Source organism: Spirosoma harenae (assembly GCF_054776975.1).
Map to the genome: position 1 here is coordinate 350,097 of NZ_BAAHBD010000024.1, position 25,595 is coordinate 375,691.

At 44.4% G+C, this 25,595-nt stretch carries 29 protein-coding genes; 15 read left to right on the plus strand and 14 right to left on the minus strand.

Annotated features, from left to right (window positions below; translation table 11 throughout):
- Both ACYVE4_RS24015 and allB read right to left on the minus strand, forming a co-directional pair.
- Entirely contained in the window at positions 1 to 1,242 is a 1,242-nt protein-coding gene (locus tag ACYVE4_RS24015) for an allantoate amidohydrolase (RefSeq protein ID WP_461042797.1), read from the minus strand.
- Positions 1,193 to 2,578, minus strand: a complete 1,386-nt coding sequence (gene allB / locus ACYVE4_RS24020) for an allantoinase AllB (RefSeq protein WP_461042798.1) — start codon at positions 2,576 to 2,578, stop codon at positions 1,193 to 1,195. Before allB ends, ACYVE4_RS24015 begins: the two co-directional genes overlap by 50 nt.
- Positions 2,579 to 2,643: 65 nt before the next feature.
- Here allB and pucL point away from each other — a divergent pair, with 65 nt between their 5' ends.
- Entirely contained in the window at positions 2,644 to 3,489 is an 846-nt protein-coding gene (pucL, locus tag ACYVE4_RS24025) for a factor-independent urate hydroxylase (RefSeq protein ID WP_461042799.1), read from the plus strand.
- Positions 3,490 to 3,515: 26 nt separating this feature from the next.
- Here the strand turns inward: pucL and ACYVE4_RS24030 are convergent, their stop codons facing one another.
- The 9 genes from ACYVE4_RS24030 to ACYVE4_RS24070 form a co-directional block, all read right to left on the minus strand.
- The gene (locus ACYVE4_RS24030; protein ID WP_461042800.1) at positions 3,516 to 3,941 is read right to left on the minus strand and encodes a hypothetical protein; all 426 of its coding nucleotides are present in this window, start codon (positions 3,939 to 3,941) and stop codon (positions 3,516 to 3,518) included.
- 150 nt (positions 3,942 to 4,091) lie between these two features.
- On the minus strand, positions 4,092 to 4,376 hold the full coding sequence (locus ACYVE4_RS24035) for an osmoprotectant transporter permease (protein WP_461042801.1): 285 nt from the start codon (positions 4,374 to 4,376) through the stop codon (positions 4,092 to 4,094).
- 260 nt (positions 4,377 to 4,636) lie between these two features.
- Positions 4,637 to 5,548 carry an oxygen-dependent coproporphyrinogen oxidase gene (gene hemF, locus ACYVE4_RS24040; RefSeq protein ID WP_461042802.1) on the minus strand — a complete coding sequence of 304 codons (912 nt, stop codon included), beginning with the start codon at positions 5,546 to 5,548 and terminating at the stop codon, positions 4,637 to 4,639.
- Positions 5,549 to 5,596: 48 nt separating this feature from the next.
- Positions 5,597 to 6,223: an AlbA family DNA-binding domain-containing protein gene (locus ACYVE4_RS24045; RefSeq protein ID WP_461042803.1), complete on the minus strand. Its 627-nt coding sequence runs from the start codon at positions 6,221 to 6,223 to the stop codon at positions 5,597 to 5,599.
- A 116-nt stretch (positions 6,224 to 6,339) separates the two neighbouring features.
- Positions 6,340 to 6,822: a hypothetical protein gene (locus ACYVE4_RS24050; protein ID WP_461042804.1), complete on the minus strand. Its 483-nt coding sequence runs from the start codon at positions 6,820 to 6,822 to the stop codon at positions 6,340 to 6,342.
- A gap of 520 nt (positions 6,823 to 7,342) precedes the next feature.
- Positions 7,343 to 7,591: a hypothetical protein gene (locus tag ACYVE4_RS24055; RefSeq protein WP_461042805.1), complete on the minus strand. Its 249-nt coding sequence runs from the start codon at positions 7,589 to 7,591 to the stop codon at positions 7,343 to 7,345.
- A gap of 167 nt (positions 7,592 to 7,758) precedes the next feature.
- The gene (locus ACYVE4_RS24060; protein WP_461042806.1) at positions 7,759 to 9,333 is read right to left on the minus strand and encodes an FG-GAP repeat domain-containing protein; all 1,575 of its coding nucleotides are present in this window, start codon (positions 9,331 to 9,333) and stop codon (positions 7,759 to 7,761) included.
- A gap of 142 nt (positions 9,334 to 9,475) precedes the next feature.
- Positions 9,476 to 10,495: an EamA family transporter gene (locus ACYVE4_RS24065; protein WP_461042807.1), complete on the minus strand. Its 1,020-nt coding sequence runs from the start codon at positions 10,493 to 10,495 to the stop codon at positions 9,476 to 9,478.
- A 22-nt stretch (positions 10,496 to 10,517) separates the two neighbouring features.
- Complete coding sequence (locus tag ACYVE4_RS24070; RefSeq protein ID WP_461042809.1) at positions 10,518 to 10,940, minus strand: hypothetical protein; 423 nt, start codon at positions 10,938 to 10,940, stop codon at positions 10,518 to 10,520.
- Between the two features lie 104 nt (positions 10,941 to 11,044).
- On the opposite strand from ACYVE4_RS24070, the gene ACYVE4_RS24075 reads away from it, so the two are divergent.
- The 4 genes from ACYVE4_RS24075 (at position 11,045) to ACYVE4_RS24090 (ending at position 15,280) form a co-directional block, all read left to right on the plus strand.
- Positions 11,045 to 11,950 carry a LysR family transcriptional regulator gene (locus tag ACYVE4_RS24075; protein ID WP_461042810.1) on the plus strand — a complete coding sequence of 302 codons (906 nt, stop codon included), beginning with the start codon at positions 11,045 to 11,047 and terminating at the stop codon, positions 11,948 to 11,950.
- Between the two features lie 155 nt (positions 11,951 to 12,105).
- Complete coding sequence (locus ACYVE4_RS24080) at positions 12,106 to 12,288, plus strand: hypothetical protein (RefSeq protein WP_461042811.1); 183 nt, start codon at positions 12,106 to 12,108, stop codon at positions 12,286 to 12,288.
- Positions 12,289 to 12,885: 597 nt separating this feature from the next.
- Positions 12,886 to 13,683 carry an alpha/beta fold hydrolase gene (locus tag ACYVE4_RS24085; protein WP_461042812.1) on the plus strand — a complete coding sequence of 266 codons (798 nt, stop codon included), beginning with the start codon at positions 12,886 to 12,888 and terminating at the stop codon, positions 13,681 to 13,683.
- 22 nt (positions 13,684 to 13,705) lie between these two features.
- Positions 13,706 to 15,280 (plus strand): sensor histidine kinase, encoded by a 1,575-nt coding sequence (locus tag ACYVE4_RS24090; RefSeq protein WP_461042813.1) that lies wholly within the window; start codon positions 13,706 to 13,708, stop codon positions 15,278 to 15,280.
- 345 nt (positions 15,281 to 15,625) lie between these two features.
- Here the strand turns inward: ACYVE4_RS24090 and ACYVE4_RS24095 are convergent, their stop codons facing one another.
- Positions 15,626 to 17,719 carry a leucine-rich repeat domain-containing protein gene (locus ACYVE4_RS24095; protein ID WP_461042814.1) on the minus strand — a complete coding sequence of 698 codons (2,094 nt, stop codon included), beginning with the start codon at positions 17,717 to 17,719 and terminating at the stop codon, positions 15,626 to 15,628.
- Between the two features lie 60 nt (positions 17,720 to 17,779).
- Positions 17,780 to 18,499 (minus strand): XRE family transcriptional regulator, encoded by a 720-nt coding sequence (locus ACYVE4_RS24100; RefSeq protein WP_461042815.1) that lies wholly within the window; start codon positions 18,497 to 18,499, stop codon positions 17,780 to 17,782.
- Between the two features lie 167 nt (positions 18,500 to 18,666).
- Here ACYVE4_RS24100 and ACYVE4_RS24105 point away from each other — a divergent pair, with 167 nt between their 5' ends.
- Complete coding sequence (locus ACYVE4_RS24105; protein ID WP_461042816.1) at positions 18,667 to 18,969, plus strand: hypothetical protein; 303 nt, start codon at positions 18,667 to 18,669, stop codon at positions 18,967 to 18,969.
- Positions 18,970 to 19,039: 70 nt separating this feature from the next.
- Positions 19,040 to 19,387 (plus strand): hypothetical protein, encoded by a 348-nt coding sequence (locus ACYVE4_RS24110; protein WP_461042817.1) that lies wholly within the window; start codon positions 19,040 to 19,042, stop codon positions 19,385 to 19,387.
- Here the strand turns inward: ACYVE4_RS24110 and ACYVE4_RS24115 are convergent.
- Entirely contained in the window at positions 19,346 to 19,777 is a 432-nt protein-coding gene (locus ACYVE4_RS24115; protein ID WP_461042818.1) for a hypothetical protein, read from the minus strand. The genes ACYVE4_RS24110 and ACYVE4_RS24115 overlap by 42 nt on opposite strands.
- A 30-nt stretch (positions 19,778 to 19,807) precedes the next feature.
- Between ACYVE4_RS24115 and ACYVE4_RS24120 the strand changes: the two genes are divergently transcribed.
- The 8 genes from ACYVE4_RS24120 to ACYVE4_RS24155 all read left to right on the plus strand — a co-directional run bounded on the left by ACYVE4_RS24120 (position 19,808) and on the right by ACYVE4_RS24155 (position 25,516).
- The gene (locus ACYVE4_RS24120; RefSeq protein ID WP_461042819.1) at positions 19,808 to 20,017 is read left to right on the plus strand and encodes a hypothetical protein; all 210 of its coding nucleotides are present in this window, start codon (positions 19,808 to 19,810) and stop codon (positions 20,015 to 20,017) included.
- Positions 19,962 to 20,204 (plus strand): hypothetical protein, encoded by a 243-nt coding sequence (locus ACYVE4_RS24125; RefSeq protein ID WP_461042820.1) that lies wholly within the window; start codon positions 19,962 to 19,964, stop codon positions 20,202 to 20,204. The genes ACYVE4_RS24120 and ACYVE4_RS24125 overlap by 56 nt, the downstream gene beginning before the upstream one ends.
- Positions 20,205 to 20,328: 124 nt before the next feature.
- The gene (locus ACYVE4_RS24130; protein WP_461042821.1) at positions 20,329 to 20,667 is read left to right on the plus strand and encodes a CHC2 zinc finger domain-containing protein; all 339 of its coding nucleotides are present in this window, start codon (positions 20,329 to 20,331) and stop codon (positions 20,665 to 20,667) included.
- Positions 20,615 to 23,470: a toprim domain-containing protein gene (locus ACYVE4_RS24135; protein WP_461042822.1), complete on the plus strand. Its 2,856-nt coding sequence runs from the start codon at positions 20,615 to 20,617 to the stop codon at positions 23,468 to 23,470. The genes ACYVE4_RS24130 and ACYVE4_RS24135 overlap by 53 nt, the downstream gene beginning before the upstream one ends.
- 279 nt (positions 23,471 to 23,749) lie before the next feature.
- On the plus strand, positions 23,750 to 24,022 hold the full coding sequence (locus tag ACYVE4_RS24140; protein WP_461042823.1) for a hypothetical protein: 273 nt from the start codon (positions 23,750 to 23,752) through the stop codon (positions 24,020 to 24,022).
- Positions 24,023 to 24,051: 29 nt separating this feature from the next.
- Entirely contained in the window at positions 24,052 to 24,219 is a 168-nt protein-coding gene (locus tag ACYVE4_RS24145; protein WP_461042824.1) for a hypothetical protein, read from the plus strand.
- A 15-nt stretch (positions 24,220 to 24,234) separates the two neighbouring features.
- On the plus strand, positions 24,235 to 24,678 hold the full coding sequence (locus tag ACYVE4_RS24150) for a DUF3127 domain-containing protein (RefSeq protein WP_461042825.1): 444 nt from the start codon (positions 24,235 to 24,237) through the stop codon (positions 24,676 to 24,678).
- A gap of 91 nt (positions 24,679 to 24,769) precedes the next feature.
- Positions 24,770 to 25,516 carry a hypothetical protein gene (locus ACYVE4_RS24155; protein ID WP_461042826.1) on the plus strand — a complete coding sequence of 249 codons (747 nt, stop codon included), beginning with the start codon at positions 24,770 to 24,772 and terminating at the stop codon, positions 25,514 to 25,516.
- Positions 25,517 to 25,595: the final 79 nt, after the last annotated feature.

A 25,595-nucleotide genomic window follows, 5' to 3' on the forward strand; every position in this document is an offset into this window, starting at 1 on the left:
TTAATTCTTTTGGTCAATCAAATAATCAACAAATGTATCGGCAACCTGTAGTGCAGCCGCCAGATCATCCACTTCGACATCTTCCAGTGGATTATGGCTAATACCTTTAAAACAACGCACAAATAACATGGCTACAGGCGCAATCTGCGAAATTGGAACAGCATCATGTCCAGCTCCACTGACCAGCCGAATTACCTCAAAGCCACTTGCATCAATCGCTTTCACTAACTGATTCGTTAAAGCCGAATCGCAGGCGACAGGAGCCGTTTCCTGAATCAGCTTCCATTCAATTTTAACCAGCCGCTTCTCTCCTAACTTTAGGCAGGCATTTTGCAGCGATTGACAAGCCCCAGCCAATACGGCTTCATCATTACTCCGAACATCTAAGCTACACGTAACTTCACCCGGTATGACGTTACTGGCAGAATTCGTCACGGCCAATTTCCCGACTGTTGCAACCAGATTAGACTGATTACGCGCCACTTGCTCCACTTCCAGAATAAACTCGGCAGCCGCGCACAAGGCATCCTGGCGCATGTCCATCGGTACCGTTCCCGCATGACCAGCCACTCCTCGAAACGCAATTTCGATTCGTTTCTGCCCAGCAATATCCGTCACCACCCCTATTGGTATTTTGCGCTCGTATAAAACAGGCCCTTGTTCAATGTGTATTTCAAAATAGCCCAGCCAATCGTCTTTTGCGATCGCATCCGTGGTTAAACCAGCTATCGATCCACTCATTTCCTGAATGACTTCATGTAGAGATATACCGTTAGTATCTTTCTTAGCCAGCAATGTTTCATCAAACGAACCGGCGACGACTTTACTGCCGAGATAGGTCGTATGAAAACGAACTCCTTCTTCATCACTAAACGCAATCAGTTCCAGGTTAAAAGGAAGTGATTGCATTGTTTTTTTCAGGGTTTCGATTAGATCGAGGCCCATAATGATGCCCAGCGGTCCGTCGAACTTACCAGCATTAACGACCGTATCCATGTGCGAAGCAATGACGAAGGTGTTGGCCCCAATAGTCGTACTCTCCCATCGTCCGCGTACATTACCAATAGCATCCACTCGCGTTTGGAGTCCAATTTCCTGCATCCATTGCTGTATCAGACGACTACCGCGCCGGAATGTTTCGGTTCCGAAGGTTCGGGTAATGCCTGATGAATCTTCGCTAATGGAAGCCAGTTCATTGATTTTTGTCAGAATGCGCGTTGCCCGTTGTTCGTAGTTCGTCATGTTTTTCGCGCATGATGCATTTGCCGGCATTGAGTTTGGTAAACGTCCGCTGATCGAAAACCTGTACTCCTCCAAGGTATGTCTGTTCGACAACGCCGTATAATTCCTGAGCCAGATACGGTGTCATTTTATGTCGATGATATAAACCAGTCTCCGAAACGGTGAATGTTTGTTCAGGATTCCAGACGATTAGATCAGCATCATAGCCAGCCGCAATTTGCCCTTTTCGACCAGATAAACCCGCCAATTCAGCCGGTTTTTCGCAGAGCCATCGGGTAATATCGGTCAAGGTACAACCCCGTTGCCGTGCCGCAGTCCACAGTACGGGGAGCGCCAATTGTAGTGACGCGATTCCACCCCAGGCTTTCATAAAATTACCGCTTTGCAGTTGTTTTAACTCAGGAGGTGCGGGGGAATGATCGGTCGCAACAAAATCAATAATCCCTGATTGTAAAGCCGCCCATAGTTGGTCTTTATTTTCTTTCTCGCGAATGGGTGGTGCACATTTATACTGTGTCTGACCATCTGGAATCGCTTCGGCGTTGAAATACAAATAATGCTGTCCCGTCTCAACGGTTAAGGGTAATCCTTTTTGTTTGGCCTTAGCAATGGTTTCGATGGAATTGGCTGACGATAAATGGACGATATGCGTTCGGCAATTAAATTCTTCGCACAGCCGAATCATAAGCGCAATTGCTCTATCTTCCCATTCTTTGGGTCGTGAAGAAAGGTAATTCTGGTACGATCGAACATCCCCCGTCGCTAATACTTCATCTGTTGATAATTCACAATGCACCAGCAACGGCAATCCCCGACTAGCCAGAATTGGCATCGCTAGCCGAAGATCCGCTTCGCTCACGTTTGGAAACTCATCAATCCCGGAATGCGTCAGAAAGGCTTTAAAACCTAATACTCCCTTCTCAATTAGCCTCTCAATATCGACAGTATTACCCGGCACAAGGCCTCCCCAGAAACCACAGTTCGTATGCAACTTGCCATCAAGTGCAGCTATTTTCTGATCGAATGCTTCGGCTGTTGTCGTTACAGGTGACGAATTAAGGGGCATATCAACCAGCGTTGTGAGGCCTCCGGCCATGGCCGACCGAGTCGCAGTATCGAAGCCTTCCCAATCGGTTCGTCCCGGTTCGTTGATGTGTACGTGTGGATCAATCACGCCCGCCATCAAAACGCGATCCTGAATGTCGATTACGTCGCCCGGAAATCCTTCTGGTAGCTCCGACAAGACAGCTTCGATCAGGCCATTGCTGATCGTGACAACGGCTTTTCGAATACCTTCGGAAGTGAGTACCTTGTTTCCTTTAATTGCAAAAAGCATGCGCCTAAATAGAAAATTAATGGCTATACTAGAGGTCAATACTACCTAAAACGACGGAGATCGCCATGAAGATTACTCTGAAAAAAAATGCATACGGCAAGAATGCTGTGAATCTGTCAAAAATTTTCCGTCATCCGAATTACCACGAATTCAGGCAGATTTCGGTCAACGTTTCGCTAGAAGGCGACTTCGAAACGGCACACACACTAGGCGACAACAGCAAAATTCTCCCAACCGATACGCAGAAAAATACCGTCTATGCCCTTGCCAAAGAGCACTTTGTTGATTCCATCGAAAACTTTGGAATGTACCTGGCCAATTATTTTATCAGCCAGAATCCACAGGTATCAAAAGCAACGATCGACATTATAGAATATCCCTGGACAAGAATGTCGTTTAATGAAGTGTCGCATCCGCATGCCTACATTGGCGGAGCTTCTGAAAAACACAGCACGACGATTGTACAAACGGCCGACGATCTGGCAATCACATCCGGTATTAAAGACTTATTGATTTTAAAAACAACAGATTCGGGGTTCGAGGGCTACATTAAAGACCAATTTACCACCCTGAAAGAAACTGCCGACCGCATCTTCGCTACCCAATGCGAAGCCACCTGGACATACACTTCCACCGATCTCGATTTTTCGACTCTTTTTACCAGTATCCGTGAAACGTTATTAAAAGCTTTCGCACACCACAAAAGCCTGTCAGTTCAGCAAACGCTGATGGCAATGGGTGAAGCCGTGTTAAATGAGTTTTCCGAAGTGGCTGATATTAGTCTGAAATTGCCTAATAAACACCACATTCTGTTTAATCTGGAACAGTTTGGTATGGAAAATAAAAACGAGATTTTCATCGCGACCGACGAGCCGTATGGCTATATCAAGGCTACTATTTCGAGATCGTAATTAGAGATAATTTTGTCCTTACCATTCTACTTCGCTAAAGACAACCGCAACTTCTCGTACGACACTTTCAGCGGGCGTTCTGATTTTAGAGCGTTTTCGTCCAGAATGCGAATGCGATTGGCGTCGGGAATAAAGACATAATCCTCCCAAAGCTGCAAAACCCGATCGCCCGATAGCACGGTAACCGTTCGCTCATCGACACCAACGGGTAAGACGATTTCATTCCCTAATCGAAGTTTCGCGGGTTGTGCAACCAGCGTATATCGTTGTTTTGTATCGCCCAGATTAGTGCTCGTTAGGAAGGGAAGGCGATAGCGATGCATGGATAGAGAAGCCGTTTGTCCGGAAGATAGCGAATCCTGCTTACTGAAAGTAGACGTATTTCCCTGAGCATAAGTAGATGCTACGCGAATCAGGCAGCTTAGCAGCCCAAATAACAAGCCGATTTTCATAGTGCGAATCAAGAGTATCAGATGTCAAACGACAACAAATCCGGTTTGATATGTATGCCTTTAAAAATACAGCATTCCTTCGATCTTACCGTACTCACGCTTCGTTTTTAATCTGTATTCCGATTGCGGATGGGCTGGTGTTCAGTACAATTAATTCCAGCGGGGATTCGTAATCAGAATGATCACCATAAAAAGCCCATACAATAAACTAGGAACCGCCAGTATGGACACCAGCACCTTCGCCCAAAGAGCATATTGGTGGTTGTATAACCAATAACTACCTATCATGATAACGCCCAAAGCAACCAGAATAAACAGCCATAATCCCCCGTTAAACGACGAGACGGAGCCATCTGCCATACCGACAAAGAAGAAATAAAGAATGACCAGTGTTGCGAGTGCATCGACGCTCCACAAAACCCAGAAGAGATTCATGATTGATCCTGTTAAAAAAGCGATTATCTGTTGATTTACAGCAGCTAAATTGACAAATCAATAGGCGGAATCCTATGGGGAATTACTATCCGGCAGTTGTAGCTAAATAACTGGTGGATTTGAGGAATAATCAGCGGACACAAAAAATGCCGGTCCCAGTAGAATCGGCATTTTTGGACTATGTAATAAAGCTTTTCTACTCAGTACGTGTGTTCATAGAGCAGTGTTGCAATTGTCATTAAAATATTCTGGATCGCCCCTTACCAATCAATTCCTTTGCGAAGGAATTTCAATGTTTGCTCCTCTCGACTGTTAGGTTCAGGTCGAAAATCGTATGTCCAATTGGCTTGCGGTGGCATACTCATCAGAATAGACTCCGTACGACCGGCCGTTTCCAGTCCGAATTTGGTGCCCCGATCCCACACCAGATTAAATTCGACGTATCGTCCCCGACGGAGCAATTGCCAGGCCTTATCGCGTTCACTAAATGGCAAATCACGGTTTTGGTGCATGAAATGGGTATAAATGGGAGCAAACGCATTACCCACATCCTGCACAAAAGCAAATATATTGGCTTTCGAAAGCGTATCCGATGGCTTCAGGTAATCAAAGAAAATGCCGCCAATACCCCGCGTTTCCTGTCGGTGAGGAATGTAGAAATAATCGTCGGCCCAGACCTTAAAGCGAGGGTAATAGGCTGAGTCGTGTGCATCACAGACTATTTTCAGCGATTGATGAAACCACCGGGCATCCTCTTCAACCACATAATGCGGAGTCAGATCAATACCCCCACCAAACCAGTTTTGCCCCGTACTCATCTCAAAATACCGCACATTCATGTGTATGATCGGCACCATCGGATTATGCGGATGCAAAACGATCGATACGCCCGTTGCGTAAAATTCGGCAGGCTCTGTAAGATTTAGTGTACGAAGAGTAGCTTCGGTTGCATCGCCATGTACCGCCGAAAAACCCACTCCACCCTTTTCAATTACTCGTCCATTGCTCAATGTACGCGAACGTCCTCCACCCCCACCGGGCCGCTCCCAGGCATCTTCCCGAAAACGACCTGCTCCATCAGCCCCTTCCAGTGCCTGGCAAATCCGATCCTGTAAGTCAAGAAAGAATGCTGTAATCGTGTCTTTGGTAATCGATTGTTCTGAGGTTATCATAGCGGCAAAGTTCGTAAACACGAGCGAACAGCCAATTGAATGGCTTAACTATTCCGACAATTTCAACGCATAACGCACCGGACGAGATTTATCCATCAGCAATAATAAACCCCGCTCAGCAAGTTGTCGAAGCATTTTCCCGGCTCGATAATCCGAAATATTTATGAGTTTAGCGAATCGATCGGCCGTAATGGATTCATTCTTTCGCAGGTATTGAATCAGTGTACGAATCGGGGGTGATTTTACTAATTCGTTATCCGCAATTTCTGATGTAATGATTAATTTATTTGTCGGAACCGATTTATCTTTTGCCCGAATGTAAATAGTTCGCTCTTTGCCTTCGCTCAATACATAATGGGGTTTTTCATCGCTTTCTGCGACCGAAATAATCAACACGATCCGCCCATCTGGAGCAATTGTTTCATAACAAACAGAAAGTGTCGGTACGATTAATCGGTCGGTTGCTTCCTCAATTTTTTCTATCTCCTTATATTCCGATGAAATGCCAGCAATTTTTCCATTATCAGCAATTCCAACCAATAAAATTCCTCCTGATGTATTAGCAAAGGCAGCCAAAGTCCGGGCAATTCGGGCAGATGATGATACTTGCCGTTTAAATTCTAATCGAGCGTGTTCGCCCTGTTCAATCAAGTCGTTGAGTTGATCACGAGTCATAGATCAAAAACCGTGATGAGTTTAGGTTGTTTTCTCTCCATTTACAATCGCCTGAATTACACATAAAAAAGGCGAACGAGTCGTTCGCCTTTATCATAAATTTCATTCAGTATCCTCTATTCGCTTACGGGATTCTGACGTTTACGACCACGCGGTTTTCCTGTGTATACAGGCTTAGGTTCTTCATTCGCCAATTTCAACTCGTAGCCAGTTACACCGTTATCGTAATCAAAAGATTTCACCGTAAACGTATGCTTTGTACCAGCATAGTCGATGCCACCTTTTTGAAGAATATAGGGCAACGAAATGCTATAACTTTTAGCCGCTTTCTCCAACACAAATCCTTCTTCATTTTCATCTCCTCCAGGGATCAGATAAAGGGATTTAATTTTTCGTTTTCCATCCTGGGTACCTACTTTAAACTGACCACCATCGGTATCAAATCCGAGCTGAACAGCCGATTTATTCGGAAATACGACCTTACCTGCTGAAGATATATATCCCGTAATAGGTGCTGCTTTTGCCGTTGTTTTTTTCTTGGCTTTCTTAGCTTCACTATTATCAGCAGTCGAGAAGAAACGAATTTGCTTAGCTTTCATTCGATGACTTATTTATTGTTTATATGAATCGTCGGCCACAAATATAGTGAGACTATCTACGATAAAGTCAAGTTTTTTATTTAAGAATTAGTATTTAATTTTTTTAACCCTTTTTTTCTGATTCATACGCTAAAACATGGCGCATTTTTTATCGGCGATTTGTATTCACCTAAGATAGATAGTAAGTAGTAATACTTGATATTCATAGTTAAATCAGACTAACAGTTTATATTAAAAGCAACGAAACATCCTGTATTTTTCTACTGACATATCCCCATCGATTTATTGTATAAAGGCGTCAATAGAAGGCAGATATGTGTCCAACTTAATTTATTTACTACCGAAATTCCTTGCAGAATTAGCTAAAGAGAAAAAGAATTATCGGCTGATAGGTTTTCAGTTATCGGCAACGATTTCTGAAACATTTTACACCATAAAAAGTATGGCCAGCCAACAGCAAGGATAATAGACGTAAAGCGAGTCTATAAGCTTTATCGCCCTACCAACCCAGGAAAGTGAACTACACTAAAATTTCTTTTAATTCCAGATTGAGCTCGTTTAAAGGCATCGTCATGGAAATACCATCGAAGGCTTCAACTGGTAGGGTGGTACAATTTTCATCGTCCACTAACACCACATGAATCAATTCCCATCCCTGCGCGACTAAAAATGTCAGGGTTTCAAAACAAGATTCAATGGTTGGCCCGTCAAAACTTAAACTTTGGTATCCATACTTTGCGCTATTCGCTACAAATAATATCGTTACCATATCACCGAATAGTTTGAGTACCAATGGCTTTATGATAAAAGTAGAAAAGGCGCAAAAATGTTTTCCGTGCTTTTCAGGCAAGAACTCTGTCTGTTATTTCAAGAAAATCGTCGGTAAAACGCTGCTGTGAAATGGATTATAAACGAGACATGGCTTACAGCGGATCGCTATCGAATTGTGTTTTCCAATACAACAACCGACGGCCCGGTCGATAGCCATTTTTTACCGAGCCCGGTTGTATCGCCCTGTGGGATGAAATACACAAACGAACCCAAAACAAGATCAATATCGCCATCCGAATCCATATCACCAGCATCCATCACGACCCATCTTCCTTTGGTAGCTTCAGGAAAGGAATAATCGGTAAATGTTAATTTTCCTTTGTTTTCCAAATAGATAAAGCTTTCCTCCGGATAACGCTGATAATCGGGGAAAAACGATATAGCGGCAATATCAAGGTCGCCATCCAAATCATAATCGCGTACCATTGCTTTGTAGGCACCATTTAATTGGTAGAAATACGATTGCTTAAAGTTGGATTTACCGTCGTTTAGAAAAATATAAATACCATGATATTTCTTTAAGATTGGTGTTTTGTCCGCATTGTCTCCACATACATAAACGATATCCTCAAAACCATCTTTGTTGAAATCAGCCAGCTCGATGTATTGAGACCCATTGAGTGGCAGAAAAGAGGTCAATCGTTTTTCTCGAAATTTACCCCCGCCTTGATTTTCATACAGAAAAATGCCCTCATCCCCCTGCGCCATCAATACATAAAAATCCAGCAATCCATCCTTGTTGGTATCCTTAATTATGGCTGAAATGGCACCCGGTTTCTCGCGCAGAATTCGTTTTGTATATCCGCCTTTTCCGTTGTTTTCATACCACGCTAATTGCCCGGTCTGGTTACCAAATTCACAGGCGACTACATCTTCTAACCCATCTTTATTTAAATCGCCATACGCCATACAAACGGGCCGACGTAAGGCTGGAATATCAATACGTTCGAGTGTATAGTCCGACCCTGACTTGTTTTTTACCAGGCGCTGCATGGCTCCATTCGAGGCATCCGTTGGAAAAACTCCTCTCCCAATTGTTGTCAGGTATCCTTCAGCCGAATTCCCATCATACTGAATTGGGGTTGCTCCTACCTGTATACTATACTTCTCCTGAAGATCTGAAGTAAGAAACGTTAGATTTTTACGTCTGGCTTTTCCATCACCAAATAGAATACCCTGATTATCAGGCATAATTTTAACCATCGAGGTCAATGCGGGTCGATTAGCAAACGACGCTTCTTTGTATTTGAAATGCTTTAACCCTACCTGAATGGGATGTTTACGAAGGGGTGGCAAGATAGTGTCAGGCGCATTTCCAAGGTAATAGTTCTCTATTTTTTGCCAATCTGCTTTCGCCAGACTTGGTTTTTCGGGAAAGATAGCAGCCTCCCGCAAAACGGAACCACTTTCACCAGCATCAAACAAACTATCGGGCCTGCTCCCGTTACCATATATACCCATCCGGTGTCCCATTGCCGGGAGTACATCTCGCCAATTCGATTTCGCTACTAAATCGGGACTTACAAAGGCATGACATCGACCGCAGTGGGCCATCGCCAGTTGTTTGCCGGATAGCCCGGAAACAGGTATATCGTCAAATTCGGTTGTGTCAGTTTCCCTTTTTGTTGTACATGAACTCAGTAGATATAATACAATATACAATGCGGTTAATTGTCTCATACAGGAAAACGGACTTCGGGCGATTGGCAAATTACAACTAATGATAGAATATTGGTATTCATCGAAAAACCGTCGGCTTATCGCTATCCAGCAATAAACCGACGGTTTATGGTAATACTATATGAGGTATTCGCAGCGACGTCTACTTTTCAATCGCTGATGAGACGGCGCTGAACGGAAATAGCCGGGATGTTTTTTCAACTGCTCGCTTTTTTTCTTTTTGCGTGTCAGGGTTCGGATTTCGGTATTTAGACAGGTTGATCAGTAAAACACTGCCTAAAATAATGATCAGGCCAATGATCTGTATTAGCGAGATGGTTTCGTGGGCAAATACGATTCCCAAAATAACGGCAATCACTGGATTCACATACGCATAGGTACTAACTTGAGTAGCCGGGCGTACCTGTAATAGCCATACGTAAGCGCTATAGGCGATAATTGAGCCGAACAGAATCAAATAAGCCAGCGCCAGCCACGCTTCAACCGAAATTTGCGACCAAACCACCCGCTCCACTTCGTGATTCACCAAACTAGCGGGCAGAAATATAAGACCCGCAATAATCATCTGCCAGGCCACATTAACGGTTGGTGAACCTTCGGAAGGATTGTGCTTTGAATACAGTGATCCCGACGACCAGGCAATTGCGCCAACAACCAGTAACAACATCCCTACGATTTTTGATTGATCTGTGTTCGCGGCCAGCATATCGTTAAGCTGCTCGCCAAATAGCAGGATCACACCAATAAAGCCAACAGCCAAGCCAGCCAATGTCGATTTACTACTGAAATTAACGCGCCAATTGGGCTTATCCAGTAATACGAACCAGATGGGTGCCGATGATACTAGTATGGCCACCAACGCACTAGGCAGGGTTTGTTCGGCCCAAATAACGACACCATTACCTACTACCAGCAGCAAAATTCCTACCACGGCGGATGTAATCAGGCTGCTTTTTATGAAGATGCGCTCTCCCTGGAGAAACGACCAGAAAAGTAGTAGAGCACCGGCGGCCAGAAACCGCATAGCCCCCAAAAGCAATGGTGGAAGGTCCTGAACGGCCATTTGTATAAAGAAATACGTAGAGCCCCAGACAATATAAACGATTGCGAATGCACCTGTTACCAGCAGCGGACTGGCCATTTTTAGATTAGTCTGATTCATAGCTTTTTTCAATTTTCAGGTTTTACAGAATAGGTGATGTGGTAAACGTGATATAACGTTGAGCTTTCACGGCTGGCACATCGACTACATCAATACGACGAACCTCGATTTTTTGACCATCGCTGATTTCCAATTTGTATTGACCAGATTGAGTACCGTCAAAGTTCAATTTATAATGATACGCTCTGGGCGATTTTTTGACATAAAGTTCTTGCAGCAGCTCATCGTCAGCTGACTTGATCTTAAGGGTAATACCGGCTACCTGACGAACCATGACCATCACGTTAACGGTTCGATTCTCCCCCATATAGGTGCCTACTTCAAATGGTTTGCTGGCCACCTCCCGAGTGATTTTCTGATCGGTAGTTTGTGCGTTGACTGCTATACCGATTACCAGCAGGAACAGGCTGAACAGTAGCGTGAATTGTTGTTTTAGCGATTTCATCTTGTGTTTGTTCATTACTAGTTGATTGACAGCGGCAAAGTTGGCATCTTTTGATATATTAGTAAAGCGAATTATTTTCGTCCAAATCATGAATAATTTTCATCATGGAAATCCGACACCTCCAAATGATAAAAGAGGTAGCCAGCAGTGGTAACCTGACCCGAGCCGCCGATCAGTTGTTCCTAACGCAATCTGCCCTGAGCCATCAGCTACGCGAAGTAGAAACTTACTTTAACACGCAGCTTTTTATCCGCGATAAAAAACAAATGCGGTTATCGCAGGCCGGGGTGATTGTCTTACAAGCAGCCGAGAAGATTCTTCAGGAGGTGGCTGATACGCGGGCTAAAGTCCGAACCCTGATTGACGATGAAGCCGGTGAAATCCGGCTTTGTACGCAGTGTTACACATCGTATCACTGGCTGGCTGGCTTTTTGCGTGAGTTTCAGACGATTTATCCTAAAGTAGATATTAAGATTGAGTTGGAGGCAGCAACCAAGGACGCAGATAAACATCTGCTTAGCAATACCATCGATGTTGCCATCACGGAAGGGAACGGCAATCCAAAGTTCGTTTATACGCCCCTATTTCAGGATGAGTTTGTGGCGATTGTTGCTCCAGATCATCCATGGGTTGGCCGCAGTTGGGTAGAATGTGACGAATTTGCCGGGCAGAATTATATCATGTACAATATTGCTGACGCGGAGAGTGAAAATTTCATGATGATTTTCAAAAACTGTCGACCCAGCAAAGTGTATAAAATTACCCTGACCGAAGCAATTATCGAGATGGTCAAAGCAGGACTTGGCGTTGCGGTTTTGCCAACCTGGGTAGTTCGGCCGTATGTACAATCCGGTCAATTGCATACCGTACGTATCACTGAGGAGCGTATTCTTCGAACCTGGTATGTTGCCACCTTAAAGAGCAGGCAACACCCTCCATTTACCCACGCTTTTGTGAAACAACTCGCCTGTTACATGAAGGAACTGGACGGTTACGCTTGTACAGTATGATCGTTTTGGGCCGATTTCTGGAATGAAGATCCTAAAGAGAAAGATTTCAAGTGACTTCAACGAGTATGTTGGCGTGATGTTGTTGCTTTGAAAAGTCGAATGCAACGAGTAATCTCATGTATTTATTTCCGAAACCCTTTAACTGTCGTTTTGATATGGACACCAACGAGGTCGAACTAAAGCTGAAATTTAGAATTGAAGTTGATCAGGCGATGATTGATAAATTAACGCATGGCCTATCCGAACAATATATCCGAATGATAGCGCTGGAATTAGCTAAGGACGGTGTAGATATTGAACGTACCTCGTATAGTATCAGACCTATAGAAGTGTCTTAACTCCCTGAGTGACTGGACTAAACTTTTTTTGCAATTTAGTCCAGTCCCTTCAGAAGGTTAGGATAATACTAGTTGAAATAATTTATAATAGTATTAGTAGCCTTCATATTTTACTTACCAAACAGCTTTTCAAGTAGCGCATTACAATTAAAAAGCTGTTCATCCACTTTGCCACTACTAAACATTCAAGCCATTTTGTGCCGATCAGGCAAGTAGATAATGGCTACTGGTATTCCTTATTTTTTTGCGCACAAGCTAAAAAGTGCATTTAGATTCCTCTTCTTTTTCGTCCTTCCTAGTTTACAAGCTGAGATGCTTTCTTTTCTCTCTTAGTGAGGAAATCCGATAAGTATGCGGGTAGCGTAAGCTCTGCTGTGTGTAGCAGCAACTGATCAGACACTTGTGGATGTAGGGGCAGGCCAATAACCGCTACTCACAAGCGAATGATATTAAAACAAGGTCAAATAGTCTAAAAGAGAGATAGGTAATAATTACAATCGTGATCAGGCAGAACATGTTAAAAACTTACATATGGATATAATATCTTTACTTAATATTGCCTATTCTTAATAAGTAGTAACAAAATAAATAACACGTATGTCGGTTGTCGCTCGGAATAATGTGCACATAATCGGTAATTCTTTTGCGGATAAGACAATCGTATTGGCACATGGATTCGGTACCGATCAGCGGGCTTGGCAGGAGGTTGCCACTGCCTTTGTTGAGGACTACAGAATAGTTTTATTTGATTATGTAGGGGCCAATGAACATACAACACCCTTTTTTACCACCTGGAAATACAAAGATCTATATGCCTATGCTAGCGATATCCTAGATATTATAGAAGCGCTTAGTCTACAAAACATTACTTTTATTGGCCATTCGGCAGGAGGCATGACGGGAGCCTTGGCAGCTATCCAAGAACCCGACTGGTTTTCTCGACTCATTTTACTAAATGCTTCTCCTTGTTACCTCAACCAAAACGAATATAGCGGGGGGTTCAGCTCGGCTGTATTAAGTGATCTCTTTACCCAGATGGAAACAAATTTCCATGCCTGGGCGAGCGGTTTTGCGCCCATGATTATGGCTAATTCGGATCGTCCCCATCTGGCAAATGGTTTTTTTAGTACGATCTCGGGCATGAGACCTGATGTAGCGCTGGCCATCGCAAAAGTTATTTTTCATTCTGATCACCGGCTAGATATTAGCCGACTACCTCATCCAACCCTACTGATTCAGGCAAAAGAAGATATTGCCGTGCCTCTTGAAGTGGGTTATTTTATGGAAAAACAGATTCCTCAATCAAGCTTAACCTTTTTGGATACAGAAGGACATTTGCCCCATATCAGTAACGCCGATCAGGTGATTAAGGCGATTAAGCCATTTCTTAATTAACGTGGCCTGGTCCTCGTCTAACATGATCGATTTTACTGTTCTTGAGAAACGACTGCGGGCTATTCACGAGACCGAAATAGGCCCCAGGTTATTGGAGGCTTATGCTACTGAACTACTTCCTGTTCTTAACGCCGATCGGTGCTACCTGATCCAGGAACGCGATGAATGGACGGCCTCGATCCTTTTCTCGACCAATACCCAACAGACTTTCGCCTATTTTAACCCTGATCAACTTACTAACTTAACACAGTCTTCACCATTTTTCTGGGCGCCTAATTTCCTGCCTCGCCGGTCGCTGAAAGGAATATTGGGCGATTATCGTTACATCGCGGGTCTTCGATTAAACAATTATACGTTTAAAGGATGGATTGTAGTGGGTTGGGTACACGAGCCCGAGCACGCGATGGAGGATGTCGAGAATGTTCTTTATCGGTTTGGGGATAAACTATTGATTTGCACACTTTCCTATCAGCAAATTGCTCTGGAACAACAATACCAGTTCTTATTTGGAGTGGTTCCACAAGCCGTTGTGCTAATTAATGAAACCGAAGATATCAATTGGATTAACCAATCCGCCCTTGACCTACTGGAGCTGGAAGCCGGTGGATTTCGCCCATCATCAGCCAGTTTATCTGTTGCGATGCTTCAATTACGCAATCAGGCGCTCAATAAGGAGTCTATTAATCAAACAGCTTCTGAACTAATTCGTAATCCAACATTCGTCAGTAAGGAATGGATTTGGACGTTTGCGGACAAGGTGTTATCGGTTTTTACAAAACCTATTGTATCCCCTTATTTTAAGGGTCGGATTTGGTTGTTCACGGACGTTACTGAACTCTATTCGAAACATCAGCAACTGACCGAAGCCCACCAGGAAATTGAAAATCTGCTGAGTGTTATTGCGCATGACCTTAAGTCTCCCTTATCTACGATTAGCTTCGTTTTCAGCTTCCTACCGATGATTGGGCCCTTAAATGATGAGCAAACGGAAAGCATCGAGCACGGTCAGAAAACGATCAAACGCGGTCTCAGCCTGATCGATAGCATTGTTTATTTCAATAAACTTGCCAGCTCTACCGAGCCGCTGGAAACTGAAGATATCGACCTGACTCTCTTTATCGATACAATTGTAGATGGCTTTTCGGCACTAGCCTATCAAAAAGAGATTACCATCCACGTTGAACCAACGCATCCGCCGGTAATTCTTCATTCAGACCCTAAATCCCTGGTTCGTATTCTGGATAACTTAATTAGCAACGCTCTAAAGTTTTCCCCCTTTGGTCGAAGTATATATGTACAAACCGACCTGACAGATCAACACCTGATTATTGCCGTCAAGGATGAAGGACCAGGGATTTCTCCAGAAGATCGCCTTAAATTGTTTAAGCGATTCCAGCGTTTGTCAGCCCAGCCAACCAATAACGAAGGCTCCTCGGGTTTGGGACTCTCGATCGTGAAAGCCTTGACTGAAAAACTAGGTGCCATTATCGAAGTAGATAGTACGATAGATGTCGGTACCACTTTCCGGCTACTGTTCCCTCTAGAAATGATTCGACTATCGAAGTCGGATGTAGTCGGACAGAAATTGTTTAAGTAACTCTTGAGACTAAAATGCCGAAGTTCAAGCTCCATCATGCAATCCTATACCAGTATTGTATGGCGAGTAGGTGTGGTGTTCTCAGGAACTGATGGCTTTTACATTGATAGCCTTATTTGTACGCTAACAGCTTAAAAAACAAAAAGCGGGAGATACATAAGTAAATCCCGCCTTTGTGTGTAATAATGTGCGCAAATCATGTAACTTCTTGATTCACAACATTATTTGTGGAGACGGAGGGATTTGAACATTAACTTTACTTAGTCAAAAATGGCCCTCTAGCCACTGTAAACGCTATTTTTGTGGGTAAACTGTCTGCCATTCCCCACTAGATTACTGCCATTTTCAAAAAATTGCATCCCCAGCCTGACGGATGGTTTCGGCTAAGTCTGGATCATTTAAAACACTTTCCGCAAAGTCTTTTAGTTTGTCCCAATACTTGCTAGCCTCCCCTACTACCTCCCCTGCTTCCTTGCCAACTTTCATGGCTTCCTTGGCGTTTTCAACCCAGCGTTTAAGCTTGGTCACAAGTGATTTTTTTTCTTCTGGTTTTAACTTGCCCGGATTACTTGCAACTTCATCTAGCTTATCCTGTAACTGTTCCCCTGCCCGTTTATCGAACGAATTCAAAATTGGATCAAGGAGCCGTCTAAGCTGTTCGAAATCGTTGCCAATTTGATTATGGATATGTATCGTCTGATTCTGTTCAAGATGAAGACTGATTGACTGCTGTGCTTGCAGTTTCATTACCTCCCACTGTTGCTCCATAACAGTATCCTGCACCATAGATTTAGCTTCTATAGCAATAAATTGCTCGCGGTTTCCTTGTAACTGGCGCTCTAGTTTTGTGTATCTAACTAAGAGTGAATGGTACTCAGATTGCATCTCGCGTAAACTCCCAACTACACTTTCATACATATCGGTCTTTGTCACATAACCATCAATTGCAGTTCGGACTTGAACGACATTTTGTGCAAATGAAGCCGCCTGCATTTGGGCGTAAAATTCAGCTTTTCCTGCTAATCCATCAGGAAACACTTGCCCAGTTACAGCACCTTCGGCCAATTTTGTCTTCAGTATATCAAAATATTCATTTAGAAGCTTCTCAACAACTTCTGGGTCGGTTTCATCATCAGGTTTTAGATCAAAAGCAAGACCATCAGTTTCGTTGATGACATTGAATTCAATTGGTTTATCTGTCTTTTCTGTATAGAAGATCGAAAAGCCACTGAAATAAATTTTCAACAATTCCCGAAAATGAACGGGTGTATCTTTCCATATCTTAGTAAATCGCTGAGTGCGCTGTAATGCTCGTTCCAAAAAGGGATTCCCTCTATAATCGATCATAAGCCTTGCGTTTTTCAAATCACTAAGTTCGCTAGGAAATTCATCAATTAAATTATTGCGTAGATTACAACTAGTTAACCTACGCAAATTAGCAAATCCTTCTGGCAACTTCGTTAATTTATTATTACTTATGTTTAATTCGCCTAATGTTCTTAAGTTACAAAATCCCTTAGGCAATTCTGTTAATTCATTAAAACTAAGATTCAAGTACATTAATCGTCTGATAGAATCAAAATCGTCTGGCAAATTTATCAAGTTATTAAGACTTAAATCTAGTGTATTAAGGAATCTTAGTTTACTAATATCACTTGGCAATTTAATAAGATTATTAGACTGTAGATTTAAAGTTCTTAAATTAATTAACTTAAAAAAATCAGGTGGCAAAAATTCTAGTTTATTAAAGCTCAAATCTAATTTTGCCAATTGTAATAAATTCGAAAACTTATCAGGCAGTTCTTTCAAATGATTACTTGCCAAATTTAAATCCGACAAACTACCTAATTGACAAAACGATTCAGGTAAAACCGTTAAATTATTAATTTGGGCATAAAAGAACCTCAATTTACTCAAACTTTCTAAATCATTTGGAAGAGCATTAATTTCATTTTCAGATATATTCAACAAGGCCAATTTTATAAGCTGACCAAATCGAGAAGGTAAGCTTGTTAAAGCGTTTTCGGAAATATCGACTGAAGCTAAATTGGTTAGATTTGAAAAACTCTCAGGCAATGCACTTATTGAATTAAGTGAAATATTTAATTTATTGAGATTCGATAATTTGCCAATATTTTCTGGCAACATTTCTAACTCATTTTCATTTAATTCTAATGTTTCCAAATATTTTAATTCGCAAATACCATCAGGCAATATGTCAATTTCATTATTAGAAGCAATTAAAACATTTAGATTACTTAATCTACTTATATCATCTGGTAATTTTGACAAAAAATTATTATTAACTACTAGCACTTTTATAAAACTTAAATCACCTTCTGGTAATTCAAGGTCTTGTAAACCACAATTGTTTAAGTCTAATACAGGGTATGAATTTTCAACAACATCCCGTATTATTCCTCTTGCCTCTGGATTCATTATTTTGAATATATATAATATAAAAGCAATTAGTTAATTCTTTAAAATTATAATTACTGATTAAATGAGTCTACGCCTGGCCATCGGCACCCATACTTGGCCCAGGATCTTCCACATGGCAATGATATCCTCACCATGCACATCGATATTGCCGTATTTCTGATCCTCCGACCAGAGTCTTAATGTTCTATTGGTATTTAAATCATTGGTTCTAATATTCTTCACCACAAAATGATTTCCACCATATAGGACGGCATACACAGCGCCTGATTCATATCGTATGTCATTTCTGGAAACCAGCTCTCCGAGCAGCAGTGCGCCATCTTTTATTTCGGGCTCCATGGAACTGCCCACTACTTCGATAACTAAGTGGCGCTCCGTGATGGCCACTTTCGGCAGAAATACCGGATAGGTCTCATCGACCCAGTTTAGATTGAAGGTGTCGTAACTCATTGATGGCATGGAGGCCTGGGCTTTTGCGGATAGAAGTTTTACTGGCACTAGGTACTCTGACATATGCTTGCGGACGGAGGCAATATTCCCTTCCGTGAACATGCCAGGTCCATCATCTTCATTGGGTATTTTCCCTTCAATCAACTCCTGAATGCTTACATCCAAAGCAGCTGCCACAGCTGACAGTTGTGTAGTGGTCGGCTTTCCTGATCCTTTCTCCCACTTTTGAATAGATTGATACTTTAGACCTACCATCTCTGCTAAACCTTTCTGAGTCAATCCTTTACGCATTCTTAAGATTCGAATCATTTCTGCCAGGGTGTACATGAAGAAAATATTTTGCAACCAATAGTTGCATTACACTTTTTAGTTGTGCTATTTAGTGCCACTATTAGTTGTGCCACTAAAAATAGTGCCACTAATATAGGCTAAAGTATCGCATAAAATATGTGCCCACAAGCCACCTAGGTTTAGTCCTCTAAAAACCGTGACAAATGGAGAAAAAGCGGAAACAAGCGGTAACGGCATCCGATGACTGGAAAGGCAGAATGCTCGCTGCTAAATCTGAATTAACTGGCCTATCCATCAAGGTCGGTCAGCAGGAGGTGATTCTTAAAGTCATTGAGCTAAATCCTTCCCTGGATAGTCTGGCTTTTGCTAACCGATGGCGCAGGGCTTGGTTTGTCAATAACTCTGATCCAGAAATTACCCAGGCTGTAGAAGCTGCTGTGTCCTTCTTCAAGGAGAAAGCAAAACGAAATCGAATTAGACGGCAGAACATGGCAATGCCACGTTAACCCTCTCAACTATAACTACCAGTATCGAACGATAACTACCGTTATCATTTCCCTTACAACTATGGCACCAATGAAAACCCTTTGGGCAGTGTATTGTCAGCTAGACACAGCCACAAAGGCTAAACTCGACGCAACGCTTCAATCGGCTGATTTACTGGAGTACTGGCAAAAAGTAAGTCAAATTGAAGACTATGATCTACGACAAGCCCCCCCTACCCTTAAACGTATCTTGTTCGAAGGGATTCCTTCGAAACCGTTTAGACTACCTGGTGGCAAGCTCATTCAAATCGAGTGGCTGGATGAATTCACCGCTGATTTTCCAGTTAAGAATTTCCTCCAAGCCGCTTACGACAAGCTGGATTATGGCCCCAACGGTTCACGCCTTTACCAGTCGAATAATATTGTCCTCGATGGGTGAATAACTGATCCGCATTTGCCCCCGAATGGTTAACCATCGTTCAGCTACTTCATCGGAAACGGTACGCAGCACACCCGCCCGAAGCTGCTCATCGCTACCTGAAATCGAATGATCGGTAAACAGCATCGAGCCGCGTCGCTCATCCTTGGCTAGTTGAAGCCAAACGATGTAACGCCCTAAGCCAAAAACCGTACTGATTCCTTCTGCCTGGGTGAGCAGTAGCCGAAAACTAGCCTCTAAGCCGACTTCTGGCCCTAGCAATGAGCAGTTGTATTCGATTTTTTCAAGGTCTTTCGTTACGCCCGCATTTTCATTTTCAGCCAGTTCATCAACCAGCATGATGATTCGGTCATCGACCGACACCTCGCGTACCCAATCATATTTTCCCATGCGGCAAGATAACATTCAACCTGCAAAGTCATGAATCCTGACCACGAACCAACCTACGTGCAGCGCCTGATCGCCTGGATGGTTGCTCATCCCGGAAGCGCCGAATTCATCCTGATCGCCCTGATTGTCGGTCTGTTGACCGTCCTGTTTTTCGATATGTTTCTCAATAAAAAACCCCAAGACGATGAGCGTCCAAACTATTATCGACAGCCTGGCCGTCTCCGATCAGGAGGCCACTGAGGTACTGGAAGAATTTTGTCAGAAAGCCACTCAGCGCATTCAAGTGCTGAAAACCAGTAATCTGAAAGACACGGTGTTGGTGGCTGGCATTATCCGGGAAACGGAAGTGGCACTCGATGAAGCTGAGCTGATTCTTTCCAATCGCCGTCGCGGATCGGATGGCATGACACACGTTTGCAAGACCTAGCCCGGTAAAACAAAACAGCCTGGCTATCAGCGATGGCCGGGCTGTCATCAATCAAATCATATTGTTCGACGGATCGAACGGCTGCAATCTACAAAGAAGCTGCTAATCCTACCCAATTACCCCTATGATTGACACTCATTTTGTGGACAGACTGCGTCAACAGGCCGATATCGTCACCCTCATCGGTGAGCTGATGACGCTTAAGAAGGTGGGTAGCAATTACAAGGGTTGCTGCCCCTTTCACAACGAAAATACCCCCTCCTTCACGGTAAGCCCCAAAAAGCAGATTTACAAATGCTACGGATGCGGTCAAGCTGGCGACGTGTACAAGTTTGTGATGGCTTTTAAACGAATGAATTTTTCCGAGGCTGTGCACTACGTGGCTGGCCGCTGTAACGAAACCGTACTGTATGAATCCCGTCCTGACCGACCTAAAAGCCGATTCCATGACCTTCGCATCTGAGCATCAGGAACTTTACGATATCAATAAGGCCGTTGCCCGAAAGTATCATGAGCATCTTTTGAAAACGATTTCTGACCCGGATCATCCGGTGTCAAAATACCTGACCAGCCGCCAGGTCGATGAGGAAACGGTGAAAGCCTGGCAGCTGGGTTACGCGCCAAACGACTGGAAATTTGTCACGGCTCCCCTACTGGAACGGGCCGCGTTTGTGCCCGGTGTGCAGGCAGGTGTCTGCGTGGAAAATGGAGACAAAAAGTACGATTTCTTTCACAACCGGCTGATGATTCCGCTCGTTGGTGAAAATCGGCAAATCGCTGGTTTTACCGGGCGAACGTTGGATGGCAAAGAACCTAAGTACCTGAATACCAAAGAGACGCCAATTTTCAAAAAAAGTGAGCTGCTCTTTGGACTGCCCCAGGCGTTAAGAGCCATCTCTCGAAATCGAAGCGCTGTTTTAACGGAAGGCAATTTCGATGTGATTACGTTGCACCGCTTCGGCGTCGATACGGCCATCGGCAAGGGTGGAACAGCCCTGACGGATGCGCAGGTGGCCACACTCAAACGGATCTGCGATCAGGTGACTTTGATTTACGATGTGGATCAATCGGGTGCTGGTCAGAAAGCGTTACTGGCCGACTGCGAACGACTAATCTCCTCCGGCCTTCGGGTTCAGGTGTTTTTACTACCTGATGAGATTGTTCTGGCTAACAATGAGCGCTTAAAACCGGATGCCGACAGCTGGGCCAGGCTGTTTATGGCTAGTGAATTGCCCCCAAAGTTTGAACTGGCTAAACATATTCAAAAGGGTTCCGTAGATGGCTATCTCTGGCTCACGGAAACCTGGCACAAAACCGACGATTTGGCCGATCAGGTAGCCGCTGAATCAAAAGCCATTCAGCTACTTTCCCACGTCGAGGATGAGAATTGGCGCAAAAAATACGTCAAAAAATTAGCCACCCTGTTTGACTGCGAAGCGAAGGGACTCGCTCAACAGGTCGAAAAAGCTAGGAAGCTGACCGTCAAATTGCTGGAGCAGGACGAGGACGATGAGCTGATGGAAGGCTCGGTCTGGTACTCCAAACGGGAAGGCAAAATGATGGTCAAATCCGGCAAGGGTGGCTGGAACACCATCGCTGATAATTTTCACCTCTACATCAAATACAAAAACGAAGACGAGGAGGAAAATATCAGCTGGCTGCTGGAGATCCGGCCAATGGAAGGCGAACCGATTTACATCGAAGTTACCCACGATGATTTTTGCTCTGCGTCCCGGCTCAAACGGGTGATTACGGCCAAGCAATACGCCCTGAAAATCAGCGATGGCGAACTCTCCGAACTGCAAAGCTACCTGTTCAGCAAAACCAAATTCACCCCCGCCATCAAGATCGTTCGCTACGGCTATCACATTCCATCGGGCGTTTTCTTTTTTGCCAATGTGGCCGTCAATGGCCAGCTCCTTACGCCCGACGAGTTTGGCATGGTCAGCACCAAGAAAGACGATAAACCAATGGTGCTTTCAATGCCCGTTCAGAATAAGCACAAAGCGCACCGCTTCACATTAACCGATACCCAAATGACCAACAACGAATTTTTTCAGATTTACGCTCAGGCGCATGGCTATGAAAATGCGCTGATTCCCTACGCCTGGAACCTGATGGCTCTGTTTCGGGATGTGGCCCTAAAAACCAAGAACTTTTCGCCCATCTTGTTTTTAAAAGGTGGCGCTGGAACGGGAAAATCCAGCATGATCCGGGTGCTGACCAGCGCTTATGGTAAAAAGCAGGAAGGGGTTAACCTCAAATCCAAAAACACGGAAGCCGCCCTGGTGAAGCTGATGAGCCAGGCATCCAACTGTCCGATCTGGTTCGACGAGTATCACAACGAAATCACCTGTGAAGGACTGTTTCAGGCGGCTTACGATAACGACGGCTATCACCGATCCAAAGACAACTCGAGTTCAGAAACGGATGCCATCGAGATTCATTCGGCCCTGGCGCTAACCAGTAACTACCTGCCCGAAAATCCCATTTTCTTTTCCCGTTGCGTGTTTGTGCCCATTACCAGCCAGGAGAAAAGCGACGATCAACGACTGGCGTTTTACCGACTCGAGGAACTTCAGGAGCAGGGACTGGGCTGTTTGACGGTGGAGCTGCTCCAGCACCGATCTATTGTGGAGCAGCAGTATCCAGCCGCGTTTGATCTACTCCATAAGCATTTGATGACTGAGTTTAAGGGGGAAAAGATACCCGAGCGGTTTTTCGGCAATATGGCGCAAACGCTGGCGGTGGCCTTCGTTCTCTGCACCACCGGCAAATTGCAACTCACGGAGTTTACCAGCACGCTCGATATTCTGGCTGAGTTTGTTCGGGTGGGTGCGGCAAACATCCGACGGCAACACCGGATCATGTCCGAAAAAACGGCGCTGTCGGAATTCTTCGATATCGTGCAGCAACTCTACGATCAGTACCAGATCCACGAAGAAATACACTTCGATTTTAAGATGCTGGGCGAGCGGTGCAGTGTGCGACTCTGGTTCCCGCAGCTCTATCAGCTGTACGCCCAGCAGTACCGACGTATATACATGAAGGCACCGGCTGATAAGGATACGATTCAAAGTGAGATTGCGGCCTTTGAAGGGATGCCTGACTGGGAATCAATGAAACAGCAAATCCGGATGCGCAACGATGGCGAATCCCGCTCCGATGCTCCCACTCTCCCCCGGCCTGGATGCTGCGTAATGGACTATGGAAAGCTCATGGAGCGCTACGGACTCAATTTGGAGCAGCGAAAACAGAAAAATTAGCCTGTTTTCCCGATTTGAAAAGCGAAATGTCAAAAAAGCAACTACAATACTACATTTCACTATAACTATCTGATAATCAATATATATAAATGTAGTAATGCTGTAGTATTTGTGTAGTAATCGTGTAGTACTGAAGTAATGTATTTTCCCGACTACATCAATACTACACCAAAAACAACATAACTACTTAATTATCAGGTATTTATAAAACTGTAGTAATGTAGTGCACTACAGACCCTCATTTTCAAGGATAAAAACACCGTAAAACCGCGAAAATCGATGAACACCACAGCAACCTCCGCCAACCTTGACCGATTAAAAAAAGCGGCTTCTGAAGCCCGAATCGATCTCTATCGGTGGGAACGATACACCGACGGCGATAATAAGCTCTGGATTATTACCTGTCTATTTCGGAAGGGTGTTACCTCTGTTCCAATGGTCGAACTCCTGGATGTCGATGCTGAAGCGACCATCGACGAGGAGCGCACAACCGTCGAGGCCTGGATTCGGGCGGGAACTCTGCAACGCTTAACCCTTCCGATTATCCCATGACGCTCTACCAGCAAATTCAGCGGTCATCAATGACCTCCCTGGAGAGGGATCGAGCCGCCTATGAGCAGGCCATCGCTAAGGCCCGAATGCCCGACATGATTCCCATCTGGCAAGCGACGCTGGATCTGCTCAATCAGGAGATCGCCTACCGTCAATCCCCCGCCTACCAGGCATCTCAAACTGTATTACCATTTTAAACCAAACATATAGCAATGAACGAGTTAGTCGTCACCGGCAAGTTTTTAGGGGCCATGCCTACCGAGACCGTAGGTCAGAATAATTACCTGATCCGCAAGTTTTATCTGGATCTGACCACCAATTCGGAGTGGCCCAATACGCCCGAATTCAAACTGAAAGGTGATAAAGTCACCTTAGTGGATAACCTTCGGAAAGGGCAAGAGCTGAAAGTCAAATTCAACATCGATGGGCGCAAATTCCGCTCGAAGCAGGATAACCGGGAAGGTGTGATCACGGAACTGATCGCCTGGAAAATCGATGTAGTCACGACGGCCTCCGCAGCTGCGACACCAGCCCCCCCGCGCCAGGCTCCCCCAGTACCCGCTGTTCAGGCTCCTAGTCGTCCGGCTCCCGCTAGTCAGCCTGTCGCCAGTGGCTTTGAGCATATGGATGACGAAAGTAATGACTTGCCGTTTTAAAATTTCTCCCCTGGTCACTATCTGGAGGGACTAGTGACCAGGGGAATTACCCAGTGCCTCCACCATCAATCAAATCATAAACAGAAAAGTCATGAAAAAACCACGAGGCATCATTTATTCGACGCCAATGGTGCTGGCCAATTTGGCTGGTATCAAAAGCCAAACGCGCCGAATTGCCGGCGAAAAGCTCAAACGGATTAATGAGAATTTGAGCTATAACTGGACTATTACGAAGGATGTCGTTCAGTCTCGTCAGCCTAAGCTGTTCGACCTGGTTGATACACCCGCCTGGCGATTCCAATGCCCTGGTATCTATGATATCGTGCTCACCTGTCCCTATGGCCAGCCTGGTGATATCTTGTATGGACGGGAGCGGTTGTACCTCAATGAGCAGACCAATGAGTGGCATTATTTCGCAGACAAAACTCCCGTTCTGGTTGATCCAGCGAATGAGTTAGACGCAGTATCCTGGGCACACCATAAGGAAACTGATTATTGCACGTCGATTCACATGCCTCGCTTTTCCGCCCGGATCTGGCACCAAATCACCAATGTTCGCCTGGAGCGGTTGCAGGATATTACAGAAGACGATGCCAGTGCTGAAGGGCTTAGATCTTGCCTGGCAAGAACGCTAGATGATAATGTTGTCGTTCGTTACCAGAATTATTTGGACCGAAACGATTTCGATCATCCCAATCATAAATGGTGCCGCTCAGCTAAGTCCTCCTACCTTTCGCTGTGGGATAAATTACATGGCACAGGGGCTTCGGCAATCAACCCCTATCTCTGGGTCATTGAATACAAGCCAATAGCCAAAAAGGAGGTGCCTGGTGTGTAACCCCAAATGCACAGCGTTTGCCGCCTTTGCCAGCTGGATGGGTGGCCCGATGTACCTGGTCTTACTGCTCGGTCTGATC

Bases quoted from the DNA above. Each gene is read 5' to 3' on its own strand.
- ACYVE4_RS24015 (WP_461042797.1), bottom strand. From the start codon at position 1,242: ATGACGAACTACGAACAACGGGCAACGCGCATTCTGACAAAAATCAAT.
- allB (WP_461042798.1), bottom strand. From the start codon at position 2,578: ATGCTTTTTGCAATTAAAGGAAACAAGGTACTCACTTCCGAAGGTATT.
- pucL (WP_461042799.1), top strand. From the start codon at position 2,644: ATGAAGATTACTCTGAAAAAAAATGCATACGGCAAGAATGCTGTGAAT.
- ACYVE4_RS24030 (WP_461042800.1), bottom strand. From the start codon at position 3,941: ATGAAAATCGGCTTGTTATTTGGGCTGCTAAGCTGCCTGATTCGCGTA.
- ACYVE4_RS24035 (WP_461042801.1), bottom strand. From the start codon at position 4,376: ATGAATCTCTTCTGGGTTTTGTGGAGCGTCGATGCACTCGCAACACTG.
- hemF (WP_461042802.1), bottom strand. From the start codon at position 5,548: ATGATAACCTCAGAACAATCGATTACCAAAGACACGATTACAGCATTC.
- ACYVE4_RS24045 (WP_461042803.1), bottom strand. From the start codon at position 6,223: ATGACTCGTGATCAACTCAACGACTTGATTGAACAGGGCGAACACGCT.
- ACYVE4_RS24050 (WP_461042804.1), bottom strand. From the start codon at position 6,822: ATGAAAGCTAAGCAAATTCGTTTCTTCTCGACTGCTGATAATAGTGAA.
- ACYVE4_RS24055 (WP_461042805.1), bottom strand. From the start codon at position 7,591: ATGGTAACGATATTATTTGTAGCGAATAGCGCAAAGTATGGATACCAA.
- ACYVE4_RS24060 (WP_461042806.1), bottom strand. From the start codon at position 9,333: ATGAGACAATTAACCGCATTGTATATTGTATTATATCTACTGAGTTCA.
- ACYVE4_RS24065 (WP_461042807.1), bottom strand. From the start codon at position 10,495: ATGAATCAGACTAATCTAAAAATGGCCAGTCCGCTGCTGGTAACAGGT.
- ACYVE4_RS24070 (WP_461042809.1), bottom strand. From the start codon at position 10,940: ATGAAATCGCTAAAACAACAATTCACGCTACTGTTCAGCCTGTTCCTG.
- ACYVE4_RS24075 (WP_461042810.1), top strand. From the start codon at position 11,045: ATGGAAATCCGACACCTCCAAATGATAAAAGAGGTAGCCAGCAGTGGT.
- ACYVE4_RS24080 (WP_461042811.1), top strand. From the start codon at position 12,106: ATGGACACCAACGAGGTCGAACTAAAGCTGAAATTTAGAATTGAAGTT.
- ACYVE4_RS24085 (WP_461042812.1), top strand. From the start codon at position 12,886: ATGTCGGTTGTCGCTCGGAATAATGTGCACATAATCGGTAATTCTTTT.
- ACYVE4_RS24090 (WP_461042813.1), top strand. From the start codon at position 13,706: ATGATCGATTTTACTGTTCTTGAGAAACGACTGCGGGCTATTCACGAG.
- ACYVE4_RS24095 (WP_461042814.1), bottom strand. From the start codon at position 17,719: ATGAATCCAGAGGCAAGAGGAATAATACGGGATGTTGTTGAAAATTCA.
- ACYVE4_RS24100 (WP_461042815.1), bottom strand. From the start codon at position 18,499: ATGTACACCCTGGCAGAAATGATTCGAATCTTAAGAATGCGTAAAGGA.
- ACYVE4_RS24105 (WP_461042816.1), top strand. From the start codon at position 18,667: ATGGAGAAAAAGCGGAAACAAGCGGTAACGGCATCCGATGACTGGAAA.
- ACYVE4_RS24110 (WP_461042817.1), top strand. From the start codon at position 19,040: ATGAAAACCCTTTGGGCAGTGTATTGTCAGCTAGACACAGCCACAAAG.
- ACYVE4_RS24115 (WP_461042818.1), bottom strand. From the start codon at position 19,777: ATGGGAAAATATGATTGGGTACGCGAGGTGTCGGTCGATGACCGAATC.
- ACYVE4_RS24120 (WP_461042819.1), top strand. From the start codon at position 19,808: ATGAATCCTGACCACGAACCAACCTACGTGCAGCGCCTGATCGCCTGG.
- ACYVE4_RS24125 (WP_461042820.1), top strand. From the start codon at position 19,962: ATGAGCGTCCAAACTATTATCGACAGCCTGGCCGTCTCCGATCAGGAG.
- ACYVE4_RS24130 (WP_461042821.1), top strand. From the start codon at position 20,329: ATGATTGACACTCATTTTGTGGACAGACTGCGTCAACAGGCCGATATC.
- ACYVE4_RS24135 (WP_461042822.1), top strand. From the start codon at position 20,615: ATGAATCCCGTCCTGACCGACCTAAAAGCCGATTCCATGACCTTCGCA.
- ACYVE4_RS24140 (WP_461042823.1), top strand. From the start codon at position 23,750: ATGAACACCACAGCAACCTCCGCCAACCTTGACCGATTAAAAAAAGCG.
- ACYVE4_RS24145 (WP_461042824.1), top strand. From the start codon at position 24,052: ATGACCTCCCTGGAGAGGGATCGAGCCGCCTATGAGCAGGCCATCGCT.
- ACYVE4_RS24150 (WP_461042825.1), top strand. From the start codon at position 24,235: ATGAACGAGTTAGTCGTCACCGGCAAGTTTTTAGGGGCCATGCCTACC.
- ACYVE4_RS24155 (WP_461042826.1), top strand. From the start codon at position 24,770: ATGAAAAAACCACGAGGCATCATTTATTCGACGCCAATGGTGCTGGCC.